Origin of the sequence: Saccharothrix longispora (genome assembly GCF_030852425.1) — a bacterium.
In the GTDB taxonomy this organism is placed as follows: Bacteria; Actinomycetota; Actinomycetes; order Mycobacteriales; family Pseudonocardiaceae; genus Actinosynnema; species Actinosynnema longispora.
Genome location: NZ_NSDM01000017.1, coordinates 91,988 through 106,404, shown reverse-complemented (window position 1 = coordinate 106,404; position 14,417 = coordinate 91,988). Strand labels below are relative to the sequence as shown.

Here is a 14,417-nt window from a genome sequence, read left to right as displayed (position 1 = left end):
TTCGTCCCGCACGTGCGCCACTGCCTACCGGTACATGGCCGCCATGGTGTTCAACCGCGGGACCGCCGGCAACGGATTTTCCGGGAGCCGCGGCTCCCGGGGCTCGGCCCGCGACGCCCGGCACCGCCAGGGCCACCACCTCGAGCACTTCGAGCGCCACGTGGACCCGGGTGCGCTCGGGAACGCGGCGGGTCCTCCCCGGCCGGCACCCGGTCGGGCGGCCCGCCGAGCACCGCCACCGCCACGACCACCGCGGCCGGCACCACCTCGGCGACGTCGAGGGCGCGGAACACGACCCGGCCGATGCCCGGGCCGGGCAACGACCGTCACACCGGGGGCGCGGAACGTCGGCGGCGTCCCCGGGAAGGAGATCGCCGGCACCATCCCGACCCCACGCGGGCGACCGCCGCCGTGGAGGTCATCGCGGGTCACCACCCTCGTCCTCGGCCACCGCCGCACCGCACCGCGGGCACACCGGGGCCGGTTCGCCGTCGGCCGGGAAACCGCACTCCGGGCACACCCGCGACAACCAGCACACCGGGTCGCCGCCGCTGTCGACGCGGTCGTGCCGCGACACCTCGGCGGGACCCCCACCGGCCTCTGCCACCGACCTCACCTCCGCTCCGCGACCCTACGTCACACCGCGTCCCCCTCCCGGTGCCGCCCGAGCGGTCGGCGCGCGTCCTACTGCGTCGGGTCCCAGGCCATGAGCAGGTCGAACAGGCGCGGGTCGCCGTCGAGCCCCAGGGAGTCGACCGGGATGCGGCCGTACAGGGCCAGGACCAGCTCGCCGGCCGTCCCCCGAAGGGAGGCGTCGACCGCGCCCTCGCCCGGCGTGCGGAGGGGAGCGGTCCGCGCGCCGTCGGCGGAGAGCCACAGGCGCCAGGAACGGCCCTCGGTGGCGTGGTAGTCCACGGTGGCGGGCTCGTGCGGCCAAGGGGCCGTCGTCGCGCAGCAGGTGGTGAGGAACTCGTCGACGCCGTCGAGCGCCGCCTCCACCGGCAGCGGCTCCGGGACGCCCGCGGTGATCTGGGCGTCGTAGGTGTGCACCACCATCTGCTGGAGCTGGTGCCGGGCGACGGCGCCGCAGGTCCGCGGCGACTGCGAGTCGCCCCACCACGTCCAGCAACCGCGGTCCGGACCGGCTTCCCGCAGCGCGTCGACCAGCAGCCGCGTCGACTCGGCCAACCAGGCCGACACGGCTTCGCGCTCCCGGGGCGCGGCGGTGCCCTCCGGCGCGGGCGCGGGGGCGTCCGCGGGTCCCGCGGCGACGGTGGCGGCCCAGGTGCGGCGCCCCTCGCCGATGTGCCGCACCAGGTCGGACAGCGTCCACTCGGGGCAGGTCGGCACCTGCGCGTCGAGCGTGGGCGCGGAGTCCACCGCGGCCCGGAACGCGATCGACCGCTCGTCTATCAGCCGCAGCAGGTCGGGGAACGCCAAGGTCTCCTCCACCGCCGCTGTGTACCACCGCGTTCCGCGGCGGGACAGCGATTATCCCGACCCGGAGCGCGCCCCGGGGCGGAAACCGGGTGCGGGTGCCGGCGCGGTGGTGTGTGATCGGGGCATGGCGATCACGACGCGCACACCGGGCGTCGACGGGGTGGACGAGGCCGCGGGCGTGCTGCGGGAGTGGCAGCACGACGGCGCGCCGATGCAGCTGCACCCCGGCGACCTGGGCTGGTTCCGGCGGTTCGGCGCGGAGGCGACGGCCGCGGCGGTGCGGACGTGGAGCCGGGGCGGGCGGGTCCTCGCCGTCGGGCTGCTGGACGGTCCCGGGTTGCTGCGCCTGACGACCGCGCCGGACGCCCGGCGGGACGAGGAGCTGGCGCGGCGGTTGGCGGAGGACGCGACCCGGCCTGAGCGCGGCGTGCTGCCGGCGGGGGAGGCGCGCGTCGAGACGCCGGTGGACGCGCTGCTGCACGACCTGCTGTCCGGGGACGGCTGGGGCGTGGACGAGCCGTGGACGCCGCTGCGCCGCGACCTGGCGGAGCCGGTGGAGGACCCCGGTGCGCGGATCGAGGTGATCGGGCCGGGGCGGGCGCACGTGCGGGCCGCCGTGCAGCGGGCGTCGTTCGACGGGTCGACGTTCACCGACGAGCGGTGGCGCGCGATGGCGGCCGGGGCGCCGTACGCCGACGCCCGGTGCCTGGTCGCGCACGACGAGCGGGGCGACGCCGTGGCGGCGGTGACCGTGTGGTCCGCCGGGCCGGGCCGGCCGGGGCTGCTCGAACCGATGGGCGTGCACCGGGACCACCGCGGTCGCGGCCACGGCAGGGCGATCACCGTGGCCGCTGCCGCCGCCCTGCGGGAACTGGGCTCGTCGAGCGCGGTCGTCTGCACGCCGGGTTCCAACGCGGGCGCCGTCGCCACCTACGCGTCGGCGGGGTTCCGGCGACTCCCCGAGGTCCGGGACCGGGTCCGCCCGGCGGTCGACCGGCGGACCTCCGAGGAGCCTTGAGGTCGGGTCACGCGACGGCGGTCCCCTCGAGCTCGACGACCAGGCCCGGGATCGCCAGCCTCGTCACCCCGAGCATCGTCGTGGTCGGCGCGACCCCGGCGGCGCCCAACCGCGACGCCGGCACGCCGTAGTGCCGGAACAGCAGGTCGACGTCGGTGGTGAAGACGGTGAGCCGCACGAGGTTCGCGAGCGACATGCCCGCCTCGCCGAGGACGGCCTCCAGGTTGTCGAGGCTCAGCGCCAACTGCGCCGCCAGGTCACCGGCGTGCAGGGGTTCGCCTTCGCCGCTCATCGCGGCCTGCCCGGAGCAGTACAGGGGCCGGGTGGCCCCGGAGACCACCTCGCCCTGGTTCGAGTAGCGGGGCGACCCCACCGGGCCCTGCTGGGACAGCCGGCCGATGGGGATCATGTCCGGGTCGGGCCAGGCGCCGGGCCCGCGGTGCGGCGTCCAGGCGTGCAGCCGCTCGAACAGGGCGTCCAGTCCCGCCCAGTCGTCCCACAGGTCGTTGACGACGCGCCACATGGTGGCGTTGGCCGCGACGTGCGCGCCGTGGGCGGTCGACGTCGGGCCGGGGGAGGCTGAGCACCATGGGCCGCCCGCTGCGCCGGATCGCCAGCCGGTAGCCCTCGACCTCGGCCTGCCGGTAGGTCGGCGCGGCGATGTCGTCGACCTTGACGTAGTCCACGCCCCACGAGGCGAGCAGCCGGAACTGGGCGTCCAGGTACGCCTGGGCGCACGGGTTGGCCATGTCGAGGCCCCGGTTCAGGTTCAGCCACGCCGCGGTGGTGCCGTCGTCGATCTCGTTCGCCCGGCAGCTCGTGCCCGGCACCGGCAGGTTGTCCGCGACCACCTGGCGCGGGATGCCGCTGCATCGGGTGCACGCCGAACTTCAGGCCGCCCGCGTGGACGTGGTCGGCCGGCGGCTTGAAGCCGTTGCCGCCCGCGGCCGAGGGGAAGCGGGCGGTGTCGGGCAGCAGCAGGCCGTTCGCGTCGGTGCGCGACCTGGGCCGGAGGTTCGCGTCCCGGCTCGGCGTGCCGGTGCCGCTGCCGGGGCGGTACCAGGCCCAGTCGACGACGTACTGCCACCTGTGCTGCCTGAGGTTGTCGCGCATGTAGTCGGCGTTGGCCTCGACCTGCGCCTCGGTGACGTTCCAGTTGAAGGAGTCGTAGCTGTTCCAGCCCATCGGCGGGGTCGTCGCGACCCCGTTGTCCCACGCCATCGCCGGCTCCTCGTGGTCGGGTGGGCCCACGCCGCCCGCCGTGGAACCGGTGGGCGGCGTGGGCCGCACGGCACGCCGGCGCACCCGCGCGGTCACGCGTTGCGGACCAGCCTCCAGCGGTTGTCGGCCGAGCCGTTGTCCGAGTCCTGGACCGCCTGCGCGCCCTGGGCGGTCGAACCGCCCTGGATGGCGAGCAGCTTGCCGCTGTGGACGTTGCGGATCCTGTGGGTGCCGTCGCCGTTGTCGACGAGCGTCCACTTGTGGTCGGCGGTGCCGGTGTCGGACCACTGGAGCACGCGGGCGTTGTCGGCGGTGGACATGTTCTCCACGCCGAGCACCTTGCCGCTGTGGACGTTGCGGAAGCGCACGTTGGCGCCGTCGGGGACCATCTGCCAGTTGTGGTCGGCGGTGCCGGTGTCCCCCCACTGCAGGGCCAGGCCTCCGTCGGCGGTGGACATGTCCCGGATGCCCAGCACCAGGCCGCTGGCCGCGTTGACCAGTCGGTAGCTGCCGCTCCCGCTGCCGCCACCGGTGCTCCAGTAGACGGTGTAGTTGAAGCCGTGGGCGTCGTGGAACGGGCCCAGGTTGACCGTCGCGCCGTTGGCCCGCGCGGTGAACGCGAGCGCCGAGCCGCTGGTGCGGGTGATCGAGCCGACGTCGAGGGAGGGCGGCGCGGACAACGTGGTGTTGCCGTAGTTGCCGGCCAGGACGGCCGGGCCGTAGGTGACGGCGACGACGTTCGGGTTGTCGTTGGCGGGCACCGTGACCACCCGCATGGGCAGGCGCAGGGTGACCACGTCACCCGAGGTCCACGACCGGGTGAGCGACGCGTAGCTGCCGGGCGCGGCGGCGACGTTCTGCGCTACGCCGTTGACGCTGACCGTCGCGCCGTTGGTCCACGACGGGATGCGCAGGCGCATCGTCCACGACCCGCCCACGCTGCCGGTCACGGTCAGCGTGGTCGTGTCGCTCGCGGGGTAGGTGGTGCTCTGGGTGACCGTGATGCCCCGCTGCGACCAGTCGAGCACCGACGGCACGTACAGGTTCACGGTCAGCGTGGTGCCGTTGTGGAAGTAGACGGAGTCGGCCAGCTTGGTGTTGGTCTCGATGCCCGTGCCCTGGCAGCACCAGAACGTGGTGTAGTCGGTGCTCCAGTTGCCGCCGCCCCAGGCCGGACCGGTGTTGCCCCGCCGGTGCCCCGGGTTCAGGCCGGTGAAGTAGCAGAAGTGACCGTGCGCGTCGGCCGGGTTCTGCTGGCCGATCAGGTGGTTGAGCAGCGCGCGTTCGTAGTAGTCGAAGTAGGCCGCGTTGTTCGGGTCCAGCAGCCACAGCTCACGGGTGAGCTTGAGCATGTTGTAGGTGTTGCACGCCTCGGCCGTGTCGGTGTTGAGGTACGCGGCGACGGCGTTGGGGGCGCGGAAGTGCTCCGCCTGGCTGTTGCCGCCGATCGCGTAGGTGTGCGCGCCCACGGTGATGGCCCACGCGTTGCGCGCGATGTCGCGGTAGCGGGTGGTGCCGGTCGCCTTGTACTCCCGGGCCGCGCCGATCCACTTGGGCACCTGCGTGTTGGCGTGCAGGCCGTTGAGCCGGTCCTGGTTGGCGGCGAGCGGGTCGAACACGGCGGCGTGGTCGAACCGCTGCGCGGCGGTGAGCCACCTGCTGTCGCCGGTCTGCTGGTACAGGTCGGCGAGCACCGCGTTCATGCCGCCGAACTCGGTGCCCAGCACGCGCTGCATCTGGCTGTAGGACAGCCGGCCCGTGCGCCAGTCCACCCACCCCGCGAACCGCAGCAGGACGTCGCGCGCCTGGGTGTTGCCGATCAGGCGCCACACGTCCAGCAGACCGGCCAGCGTCTTGTGCAGCGAGTAGTACGAGACGGCCTTCGGGCTGCCGGCCTCCAGCGCGTCGAGGTCCGACTCCGGGAACCCGGACAGGTAGCCGGTGTTGAACCCGGCCGCCGCGTTGTTCGCCTGGCACTTGGCCAGCTCGGCGACCATGCGGTTCGCCTTGTCGCGGCACGTGGTGTCGCCCAGCACGACCCACGCCTGCGCCCACGCGGTGAGGAAGTGGCCCTGGCTGTGGGTGCGGAACGGGAAGTTCGGCGCCTCCCAGCCGCCCAGCGCCGCCGCGCCGTTCGTCGACAGGCGGTGGTTGGCGCGGAAGTTGTAGAGCAACCGGTCGACGTCGACGAACCGCAGGTAGGACAGGGTGCGGTTCTGGTTGTCCAACCAGCGACCCGAGGTCAGCCGGGCCTGGCCGAGGTCGAACGGGTGGGCCGAGACGCCGATGTCGGCCCGGACCGGCGGCACGGCGTCGGCCGCGGCGGTCCCCTGGAGCAGGACCGGTGCCGCGGTCGAGGCGGCGGCGACGCCCGCGGCCTGCAACAACGTGCGGCGGGTGAACCGTGAGGACGACATGGGGCTACCTCATTCCTGCATCGTCGTCATTGACGGCGACCACGTTCGCGAGTGGTCAACCCGAATGGGTCGGTAACCACGTCGAAAGGATCGGTGCAGGGCCCGAAGGTAACGGCGACGGTGATGTCCGTCAACGATGTGGACGTTCTGATGTGATCGCTCACCTGAGCGGACGAGTGTGGATGATCGAGTACTCGGACCCGTTGCAGTGCCGGTCAGAGGTCTTCACATTTCGCGCACTGCGGAATCTGAAAATCGGGTCGCAACCTCGGAATTGTTAGCGCGTTAGCGTTAACAACATCTTCTTCGGGTCTTGTCGGTCGTTCGACGGCGGTCCTGCGGCGCGGTCCCCGGACGACCTCGCCGAATCAGCCGGCAGGCGCGGCCGCGGCCGTGGCGGCTCGACCCACCGGCACCCGGCCTCCGGTCAGCTCCGGTTCGGGAGGCCCCGGTTCGAGCGGTCCTGGCTCGGCAGGCGCAGGCGGGCCCAGACGACCTTCGCGTCGTCCGTGCGACGCACGCCCCAGTCGTCGCTGAGCGCCTCGACCATCTTCATGCCGTTGCCCCGGTTGGGTCCGGCGGTCGACGTGCCGAGCTTCGGCGTGGCGTCCGCGGAGGCGTCCTGGACCTCGACGAGCAGGTCGTCGCTCCCGTCGCGGCCCCGCCTGCGCAGGCGGAGGTGGTGCGGCTCGTCGGCGTGGTCGCAGGCGTTGGAGGCCAGTTCGTGGCACACGAGCTGCACGTCCTGCACGAAGTCCTCGCCGAACGCCTCCAGCAGGACGCCGATCCGGGCCCGCACCGCGGCCAGGTTCCCGAAGCGCACCGAAGTCTCCAGGAACACCTCGTCCTCGGTCAGGCCGTGCCCGGAGGACGACCTGTCGGGGACGGGACCGGGGGGAGGGGGCATCGGCACGGGGCCTTCTTCCGGGGACGAGGCGACCGCCCTCACGCGGCGGTTCCCCGGGGGTACCCGTGATCGCCGGGCGCACGCCTCAGCCCGACCCCTGTCCCCGTCCTCCGGGACGCCTCGGCGGGACACCGCCGGTCGGGTGCTGCGGGCACATGTGGGACCGTGGTCCCACACAGCCCACATCCGGGCTGGTCACCTGCGGTTCCGCGGAATCCGGCCCGCAGGCGCGACTGCGGCGCGGCAGCGGACGGCTCCTGGCCCCGCCCCGTTCCCGTTTCCGGCGTCACCCGCACCGTTCACGCCGTGCCCCGCGCCCGCCACCCGGGCGGCGGGCGCGGTCGACCCACCACCTCCCAGGGGGAGCCCCATCAGCACTTCCGATCTGTTGTCGCCCTCCGTCGGCGCCCCGCGCGCGCTCGCCGACGTGTACGGCCGCGGTGTCGCCGTCTCCGCGCGACCCGCGCTGGAGACCGCCGTCCCGGCGAGCAGGCACCGCACCACCCGCGACGCGCTGTCCGCCAGACCGGTCGCCATCGCCGCGGGCACCCCGCTGATCTGCAGCGCCGGTGGCACGGACCCGGCGCTGCTCGCGCAGCTGCGCGACGGCGGCCTGCCGGTCGGCACCGACCTGCGCGAGTTCCGCACCGAGGCCGAGTTCGCGGCCCGGGTGACCGAGGCGAGGCTGGACGGACTGCTCCTCGCGATGGAGTACCCGCTGCCCACCTCGCTGTGCCCCGACGAGGACGCGGTCAAGACCGCGCGCCTCGTGGGCTTCCTGAACAACAAGGCGAGCATCGGCACGTTCGTCTCGCCGCGCTTCCAGGCGCGGCGCGGAGTCGTGTCGCGCGCCGACCTGGCCGAGGCGGCGCCGGCGGGGGAGTCGTGGGTGCTCAAGGCCGCCACCGACGACGCGCACGGCGCGAGCCTCGACGTCTACCTGCACCGGGCGGGCGAACGGGTCGTGCTGCCGCTGTTCGCCGATGTGCTCGACGAGTTCGTGGTCGAGGAGTACCTGGACCTCCTGCGCAACTGGGGCGTCCAGCTCTACGTCGGCACGGACGCCGTGGCCCGGCTGCTCGCCGTCACCGAGCAACGGGTCGACGAGGCCGGGGTCTACGTCGGTGGGCTGTTCGGCGCGGTCACCCAGCCCCCCGCGGACCTTCTCGCCGAGTGCGTGGCCATCACCCAGCGCGCCGCCGACGTCGGCTACCGGGGGTTGTGCAGCCTGGACTGCGCCCAGACCGCGGACGGCCGGCTGGTGATGCTGGACCTGAACTTCCGCATCACCGGCGGGTCGGTCCCGCTGCTCGCGCTCCAGTCGGTCCGGCCCGACGCGCTCGACGGTCCCGCCGAGTCGGTGAAGCTGGTGGTCGCCGCTCCCCTGGCCGACCTGCTGGTCGAGCTGCGCCCGGCGTTGGCGGCCGGTGGCCTGCTGGTCACCTCGGGCCACGACACCGCGCGCACCGACGACAGCGCCCGGCAGAGCACCCTGCAACTGCTGGTGCACGGCGACGACCCGGACGACGTGAGCGCACGTCGGCGCGCCCTGGAGGCGAAGGTCCGCCGCTGACCCGGACGCGAAGGCCCGTGGCCGGTCCGGTCGGCGGGGCTTCCCGGCGCCGACCGGTCGCCGTAGGGTCGGCGCCGTGGACTGGCTCGGTTGGCACGACGACTACGACCGCCCCGGTTCGTCGCTGTCGCTGCGGTTGCGCGCCGTGCAGGCGCAGGTCAGGGCCGCCCTGGACGACGGCCCGCCGGGACCGCTGCGGGTGATCAGCCTGTGCGCCGGTCAGGGGCGCGACCTGCTGGAGGTGCTCGCCGGGCACCCGAGGCGGGACGACGTCCGCGCGCGCCTGGTGGAGCTGGACCCGCGCAACGCGGGGATCGCGGCGGAGGCCGCGCGGGCGGCGGGCCTGGCGGGGGTGGAGGTGGTGACGGCCGACGCCTCGGCCACCGACCACTACCTCGACCTGGCGCAGGCGGACCTCGTGCTGGTCTGCGGGGTGTTCGGCAACATCACCGACGAGGACGTCGAGCGGACCGTCGATGCCTGCACCCGGTTGTGCGCGACCGGTGGCACGGTGCTCTGGACCCGGCACCGCGGCGCCCCGGACCTGGTGCCGTCGATCTGCGGGTGGTTCGAGCAGCGGGGGTTCGACCGCCACTGGCTGTCCGGGCCGGACGAGGGCTTCGGCGTCGGTGCGCACCGCTTCCGCGGTGAACCGCGGCCGTTGGTCGCGGGCGGGCGCGTGTTCACCTTCGTCGGGTACGACCGGCTGCCCTGAGCGACCGTCCCGCCCCCGACCTGCGGTTCTACCGGGTGCGTCGCGGGAACGTGTGTTCGTACACCGATCGGGGTACTCATCGCGAACCGTGACCGTCACGGTGGGTGCCGACCGAGCGGGTGAGGTGCAGCGACATGGTGCTCATTCCCACGTCACCCGGCCCGGTGGACGGGGCCGGCCTGGGCGTCGACCTGGTGTCCCGGGCGTTCGGCGCGGTGCTGGGCGCGGTCCGGGCGCTGCCCGACGCCGTCGCCTCGGGCGCGACGGGGCTGTGGCCGCCCGGCGCGCTGGTGAAGTCCGAGGTGGGGCAGCGGGTGATCGGGTTCGCCAACGGCGCCTTCGGCGACCGGGTGGCCCCGCGCGGCGACACGCTGCCCTCGGCGATGTCCCTGCGGCTCGACCACCGCCGGGTCCGGCTGGACCGCGCCTCGCTCGCGGCGGCCTACCCGTCCGCCCGGGGACGCCTGGTGGTGTTCCTGCACGGGCTCGTGGACACCGAGCGCTCCTGGTTCCACGCCGACGAGCCCGAGAAGGGCTGCTCCGGCACCGACTTCGGCAGCAGGCTCGCCGCCGCCGTGCCGTGCACGCCGCTGTACCTGCGCTACAACTCCGGCCGCCACGTGTCCGACAACGGCCGGGAGCTGGTCGACCTGCTCGACGAGCTGGTCGGGGCGTGGCCGGTGGAGGTCACCGACATCGTCCTCGTCGGTCACTCGATGGGCGGCCTCGTGGCGCGCAGCGCCGCGCACCAGGCCCACGAACGGGGGGCGCGCTGCTCGTCGCTGGTGACGCGCCTGGTGTGCCTGGGCACGCCGCACGCCGGGGCGCCGCTGGAACGCGCCGTCGCCCGCACCGCGGCGGTGCTCGAAAGGCTCTGGCCGGCCGCCCCGCTGTGCTGGCTGCTGGCGTTGCGCAGCGACGGCATCAAGGACCTGGCGGAGGGCTACCTGCACGAGCACCAGTGGGCCGGTGAGGACGCGGAGCGCCGGGAGGACCCGCCGCCGCCGGCCGGCGTGCGGCAGCTGTTCGTGTCCGCGACCCTGTCCCGCTCCGAGGACAGCGCGTTCAGCCGCATCATCGGCGACCTGCTGGTCGACCCGGTCAGCGCGGCCCACCCCGAACTGGACGCCGACCGGCGGTGGCTGGGCGGGCTGAACCACTTCGACCTCCAGCGCCACGACAGCGTCCACGAGACGGTGCTCGACTGGCTGCGCGAGACCGGGTAGGGCGCGTTCGTCGCGGTCCGACCGGTCCCGACCCGGTCACCGGTCGCCCGGTCCGCCGTCCGGTCGGGGCGACGGGCGCGCACGGCGGGGACCACCCGGCAGCAGGCGCGCCAGGAAGGCGGTCGTGCCGCCGGCCCGGTCCAGGGCGCGGATGCGCGCGGTGAACTCGCGGTCCTCGTCCTGGAGCCGCTCCGCGATCGCCCGGAAGCGCTGCCGCTCGAACTCCTCCCACGTGGTGGGCGCTTCGTGCTCCGCCGAGCGGACGGCGCCCGGCGCGAGGTCGTCCCCGTGCAGGCGGAGCAGGCGCGCGCTGTGCCGCCGCCGCGCGCCGTACCCGAGGGCGAGCGCCCCGGTGGCGAGCGCGGCCGGGACGACCGTCACCCACCGCGCGGTGCCCGGGACGCCCGGGACGCCCAGCAGCAGGCCGATCTGCACGAGCCACAGCGACCACCGCATGTCGGCACCCCCCTCGGTCGCGGACCGGCGGCGCCGGCGATGGGTCCCATGGTCACAGGCACGGCTGACGGGAAACAGACCCGACGCAGGCCGAAGCGAACGCCCTCGATTGCCGGGTTCCGGCAAGTGCTGTGAGACTGGCTCCATGGCGCGAATCAGGCGGAGCCCCGTGCGTGACGACCGGTCGGACCTGTTGACGGGTATCGCGGAGCGGGCGAGCCGCGATGCCCACGGCGTTCCGGCGGACCTGATCGGGGAGTACGTCGCGGATCTCGACGAGGTCAGCGTGACGGGGGAGTCCTTCGGTGCGGACCGGTTGCGGGTGCGCCACGACGTCGGCTCGCGCGCGGCCGAGCGGGGCATCCCCCTGCGGGGCGTGATCGACCTGCACTTGAGTGCCACGTGGTTGGCGTGGCCGTTGTTGACCGGTGTGCGCGGGGCGGGGGACGCCGACGCGGTGCGCGCGGCGGGTGAGGCGGTGCTGCGCGCGGCGGACGCGGCGGTGATGGCGGTCACGGAGGGGTACGAGAAGGCGCAGCGCTGGTCGGTGCGGCAGGAGGAGTCGTTCCGGCGGGAGTTCGTGGACGACCTGCTCGACGGGCGCAACCTGGGGCGGTTGGCCGAGCGGGCGGAGCGGTTCGGGCTGCGGCTGGCCGGCAGCAACGTGGTGGCGGTGGTGCGGGCGGCGGAGCCGGTGGTGGACGGGGGCGAGGTGGCCAGGGCGGTGGAGGCGTCGTTGCACCTGCGGCTGGACTCGCGCGACGTCCTGGTGACCACGAAGAGCGACCTGCTGGTGTGCGTCGTGCCGGGGACCATGGTCGCGGTGATCGACGAGTTCGTGCGCCAGGTGACCGGTGCGCTCGGTGCGGGCGCGGCGTGGTCGGTGGGGGTCGGGCGCGCCCAGTCGGGGCCGGGGGGTGTGGTGCGGTCGTTCGAGCAGGCCCGGTACGCGGTGGACATCGCGGGCCGGTTGGGACTGCCGGGCCGGCAGCACCGGGCCGAGGACCTGCTGGTGTACCAGGTGCTGCTGCGCGACAGCGCCGCGCTGGCCGACCTGGTGTCGGTCGTGCTGGAGCCGCTGCGCGGCGCGCGGGGCGGTGAACGGCCACTGCTCGACACGCTGTCGGCCTACTTCGCCTGCGGCCAGGTGGCGACCGCCTGCGCCAGGGAACTGCACGTCGGCGTCCGCACGGTCACCTACCGGCTCCAACGGGTCAAGGAGTTGACGGGGTACTCGGTGGACGACCCGTCGCAGGCGCTCTCGCTGCACGTCGCGGTCCTCGGCGCGAAGCTGCTCGGCCTGCCCGCGGACGCCGAGCAGGCACCGTGACACCCCTGTTGCCGGGAACCGGCAACGAATGAGCCCTTGAGGTGGCCGAATCGTCCCGTTGTCGTCGTCTTCACGGCAGGAGAGCATTGGTGCAAGGCCGGAACGGGGGTGTGCCGGCCGCACGGGGGCCAACCCGTGAAGGGCGGTTTCCCGGGGAGGGGGAACCGGGCCACCGCACCGGGGTGCAGCCGAGGACGGCGCACTCCGGTGCGCCCGTTCGCGCTTCCGCCCGGACCGAGGTCCACGAGCCCGGTGCCCGCGGTGCTTGCCGCCATCGATACCTAACACTACTATGCCTCGCACATCCAGGGTTCGACGTGTGCGGAGGAAACCGGTGAAAGTCGCCAAGGATCTCGTGGCCGCCTCGGCGACGCCGATGGTGCTGGGCATCCTGGCCGAGGAGGACAGCTACGGCTACGCCATCCTCAAGCGGATCAACGAGCTGTCCGGGGGCGAGCTGGACTGGACCGAAGGGCTGCTCTACCCGTTGCTGCACCGGCTCGAACGCCTCGGGCACGTGGAATCCGACTGGCGGTCGGTCGCCGGTGAGCGGCGGCGCAAGTACTACCGCGTCACCGACAGCGGCCTGGCCGAACTCGCCGAGCAGCGCCGCCAGTGGGCCGCGGTCGTGAACACGCTCAAGGAGGTCTGGCGCGGCCCCGACGGCCCCGGGCTGCTGGTCGCCATGCCGACGGGGGGCCGCGCGTGACGAGCGGTTCGGGCGGCGGGGACGGGCTGGAGGCCCAGTTCGACCAGTGGCGCCGGTACGTGGAGCGCCGCAAGGAGCTGCGGCAGCCCGACGTCGAGGAGCTGGAGGACCACCTGCGCGGGTCCGTCGACGAGCTCGTCGACGCCGGTCTGCGCGCCGACGAGGCGTTCCTGGTCGCGGTCAAGCGCATGGGCAGCCTGGACGAGCTGTCCCGCGAGTTCGCCCGGGAGCACTCGGAACGGCTGTGGAAGCAGCTGGTGCTGACCGGCGGGACCGACGACCAGGCGGAGGGCGCCACGTCGCGGCACGACCTGCTCGTGGCGGTCGGCTGCGCGGTGGGCGCGGCGGTGTCGGTCAAGGCGCCGGAGCTGTTCGGCCTCACCCCCGAGGCGGACGGCGCGTTCTACGGGACCAACGCCGCCCTGTTCGCGCTGCCCTGGTTGGCGGCCTTCCTGGCGTGGCGCCGCGGCGCGTCGAAGGCGGTGGTCGGCGCCCTGGTGGCGCTGTTCGCGCTCGGCGCGGTCGCGGCCAACGCCTACCCGCTCGCGGACGAGTCGCAGTCGGTGGTCCTCACCGCCATCCACCTGCCCATCGCCCTGTGGTTCGCGGTCGGCCTGGCCTACGCGTCGGACGACCTGCGCTCACCGCGCCGGCGCATGGACTTCGTCCGCTTCACCGGCGAGCTGTTCGTCTACTACGTCCTCATCGCCCTCGGCGGCGGCGTGCTGGTCGGCTTCCTGTTCGGGACGTTCCAGGCCATCGGGGTGTCGCCGGAGCACGTCGTCGCGGAGTGGGTGCTCCCGTGCGGCGCGGCGGCCGCGGTGGTGGTGGCCGGGTGGCTGGTGGAGGCCAAGCAGAGCGTCGTCGAGAACATCGCCCCGGTGCTCACGCGGCTGTTCACCCCGTTGTTCACCGTGGCGCTGCTGGCGTTCCTCGTCACGTTCGGCCTCACCCGGGGCGGCATCGACGTCGAACGCGAGGCGCTGATCCTGTTCGACCTCCTGCTGGTCGTGGTGCTGGGGCTGCTGCTCTACTCGATCTCGGCCCGCGACCCGCTGGCCCCGCCCGGCCTGTTCGACAGGCTGCAACTCGCCCTCGTGGTCAGCGCGCTGGCCATCGACGTGCTGGTGCTGCTGGCGATCACCGGCCGCATCAGCGAGTACGGCACCACGCCCAACAAGGCGGCGGCGCTCGGGGAGAACGCCATCCTGCTGGCCAACCTCGCCTGGTCCGCCTGGCTGCTGCTGGGCCTGGTCCGCCGGCGCGGACCGTTCACGGCGCTCGAACGCTGGCAGACCGGTTACCTCCCGGTGTACGCCGGGTGGGCGTGGGTCGTGGTGCTGGTCTTCCCGCCGCTGTTCGACCACCTCTGACCCGGCGGTGCGCGGACGAGCCAGGCGCCCGG

General features: G+C 73.9%; 14 protein-coding genes. 8 read left to right on the top strand and 6 right to left on the bottom strand.

The annotated features are described in order from the left end of the window. Window positions 1-418 precede the first annotated feature (418 nt). Both CKY47_RS31485 and CKY47_RS31480 read right to left on the bottom strand, forming a co-directional pair. A complete protein-coding gene (locus CKY47_RS31485; RefSeq protein ID WP_306749974.1) occupies window positions 419-607 on the bottom strand; it encodes a hypothetical protein in 189 nt (62 codons plus the stop codon). A gap of 77 nt (window positions 608-684) precedes the next feature. Continuing rightward, window positions 685-1,452 carry a maleylpyruvate isomerase family mycothiol-dependent enzyme gene (locus tag CKY47_RS31480; RefSeq protein WP_306749973.1) on the bottom strand — a complete coding sequence of 256 codons (768 nt, stop codon included), beginning with the start codon at window positions 1,450-1,452 and terminating at the stop codon, window positions 685-687. A gap of 112 nt (window positions 1,453-1,564) precedes the next feature. Between CKY47_RS31480 and CKY47_RS31475 the strand changes: the two genes are divergently transcribed. Continuing rightward, window positions 1,565-2,458 (top strand): GNAT family N-acetyltransferase, encoded by an 894-nt coding sequence (locus CKY47_RS31475; RefSeq protein ID WP_306749972.1) that lies wholly within the window; start codon window positions 1,565-1,567, stop codon window positions 2,456-2,458. Window positions 2,459-2,465: 7 nt separating this feature from the next. Here CKY47_RS31475 and CKY47_RS31470 read toward each other — a convergent pair whose 3' ends face one another. Beyond that, window positions 2,466-2,867 (bottom strand): RidA family protein, encoded by a 402-nt coding sequence (locus CKY47_RS31470; RefSeq protein WP_306750009.1) that lies wholly within the window; start codon window positions 2,865-2,867, stop codon window positions 2,466-2,468. A gap of 516 nt (window positions 2,868-3,383) precedes the next feature. Between CKY47_RS31470 and CKY47_RS31465 the strand changes: the two genes are divergently transcribed. Further along, window positions 3,384-3,575 (top strand): hypothetical protein, encoded by a 192-nt coding sequence (locus CKY47_RS31465; protein WP_306749971.1) that lies wholly within the window; start codon window positions 3,384-3,386, stop codon window positions 3,573-3,575. A 196-nt stretch (window positions 3,576-3,771) separates the two neighbouring features. Here the strand turns inward: CKY47_RS31465 and CKY47_RS31460 are convergent, their stop codons facing one another. Beyond that, window positions 3,772-6,096 (bottom strand): beta-L-arabinofuranosidase domain-containing protein, encoded by a 2,325-nt coding sequence (locus tag CKY47_RS31460; protein WP_306749970.1) that lies wholly within the window; start codon window positions 6,094-6,096, stop codon window positions 3,772-3,774. 427 nt (window positions 6,097-6,523) lie between these two features. Beyond that, window positions 6,524-7,003 (bottom strand): ATP-binding protein, encoded by a 480-nt coding sequence (locus tag CKY47_RS31455; RefSeq protein WP_306749969.1) that lies wholly within the window; start codon window positions 7,001-7,003, stop codon window positions 6,524-6,526. Window positions 7,004-7,391: 388 nt separating this feature from the next. Between CKY47_RS31455 and CKY47_RS31450 the strand changes: the two genes are divergently transcribed. The 3 genes from CKY47_RS31450 to CKY47_RS31440 all read left to right on the top strand — a co-directional run bounded on the left by CKY47_RS31450 (window position 7,392) and on the right by CKY47_RS31440 (window position 10,517). Next, entirely contained in the window at window positions 7,392-8,576 is a 1,185-nt protein-coding gene (locus CKY47_RS31450) for a hypothetical protein (protein WP_306749968.1), read from the top strand. Between the two features lie 76 nt (window positions 8,577-8,652). Further along, window positions 8,653-9,291: a class I SAM-dependent methyltransferase gene (locus CKY47_RS31445; RefSeq protein ID WP_306749967.1), complete on the top strand. Its 639-nt coding sequence runs from the start codon at window positions 8,653-8,655 to the stop codon at window positions 9,289-9,291. A 134-nt stretch (window positions 9,292-9,425) separates the two neighbouring features. After that, window positions 9,426-10,517 carry an esterase/lipase family protein gene (locus tag CKY47_RS31440; protein ID WP_306749966.1) on the top strand — a complete coding sequence of 364 codons (1,092 nt, stop codon included), beginning with the start codon at window positions 9,426-9,428 and terminating at the stop codon, window positions 10,515-10,517. Window positions 10,518-10,553: 36 nt separating this feature from the next. Here the strand turns inward: CKY47_RS31440 and CKY47_RS31435 are convergent, their stop codons facing one another. Continuing rightward, window positions 10,554-10,973 (bottom strand): hypothetical protein, encoded by a 420-nt coding sequence (locus tag CKY47_RS31435; protein WP_306749965.1) that lies wholly within the window; start codon window positions 10,971-10,973, stop codon window positions 10,554-10,556. A 169-nt stretch (window positions 10,974-11,142) separates the two neighbouring features. On the opposite strand from CKY47_RS31435, the gene CKY47_RS31430 reads away from it, so the two are divergent. The 3 genes from CKY47_RS31430 (at window position 11,143) to CKY47_RS31420 (ending at window position 14,385) form a co-directional block, all read left to right on the top strand. After that, entirely contained in the window at window positions 11,143-12,303 is a 1,161-nt protein-coding gene (locus CKY47_RS31430; RefSeq protein ID WP_306749964.1) for a PucR family transcriptional regulator, read from the top strand. Window positions 12,304-12,637: 334 nt separating this feature from the next. Beyond that, a complete protein-coding gene (locus tag CKY47_RS31425; RefSeq protein WP_306749963.1) occupies window positions 12,638-13,012 on the top strand; it encodes a PadR family transcriptional regulator in 375 nt (124 codons plus the stop codon). Next, on the top strand, window positions 13,009-14,385 hold the full coding sequence (locus CKY47_RS31420) for a permease prefix domain 1-containing protein (RefSeq protein WP_306749962.1): 1,377 nt from the start codon (window positions 13,009-13,011) through the stop codon (window positions 14,383-14,385). Before CKY47_RS31425 ends, CKY47_RS31420 begins: the two co-directional genes overlap by 4 nt. Window positions 14,386-14,417 lie beyond the last annotated feature (32 nt).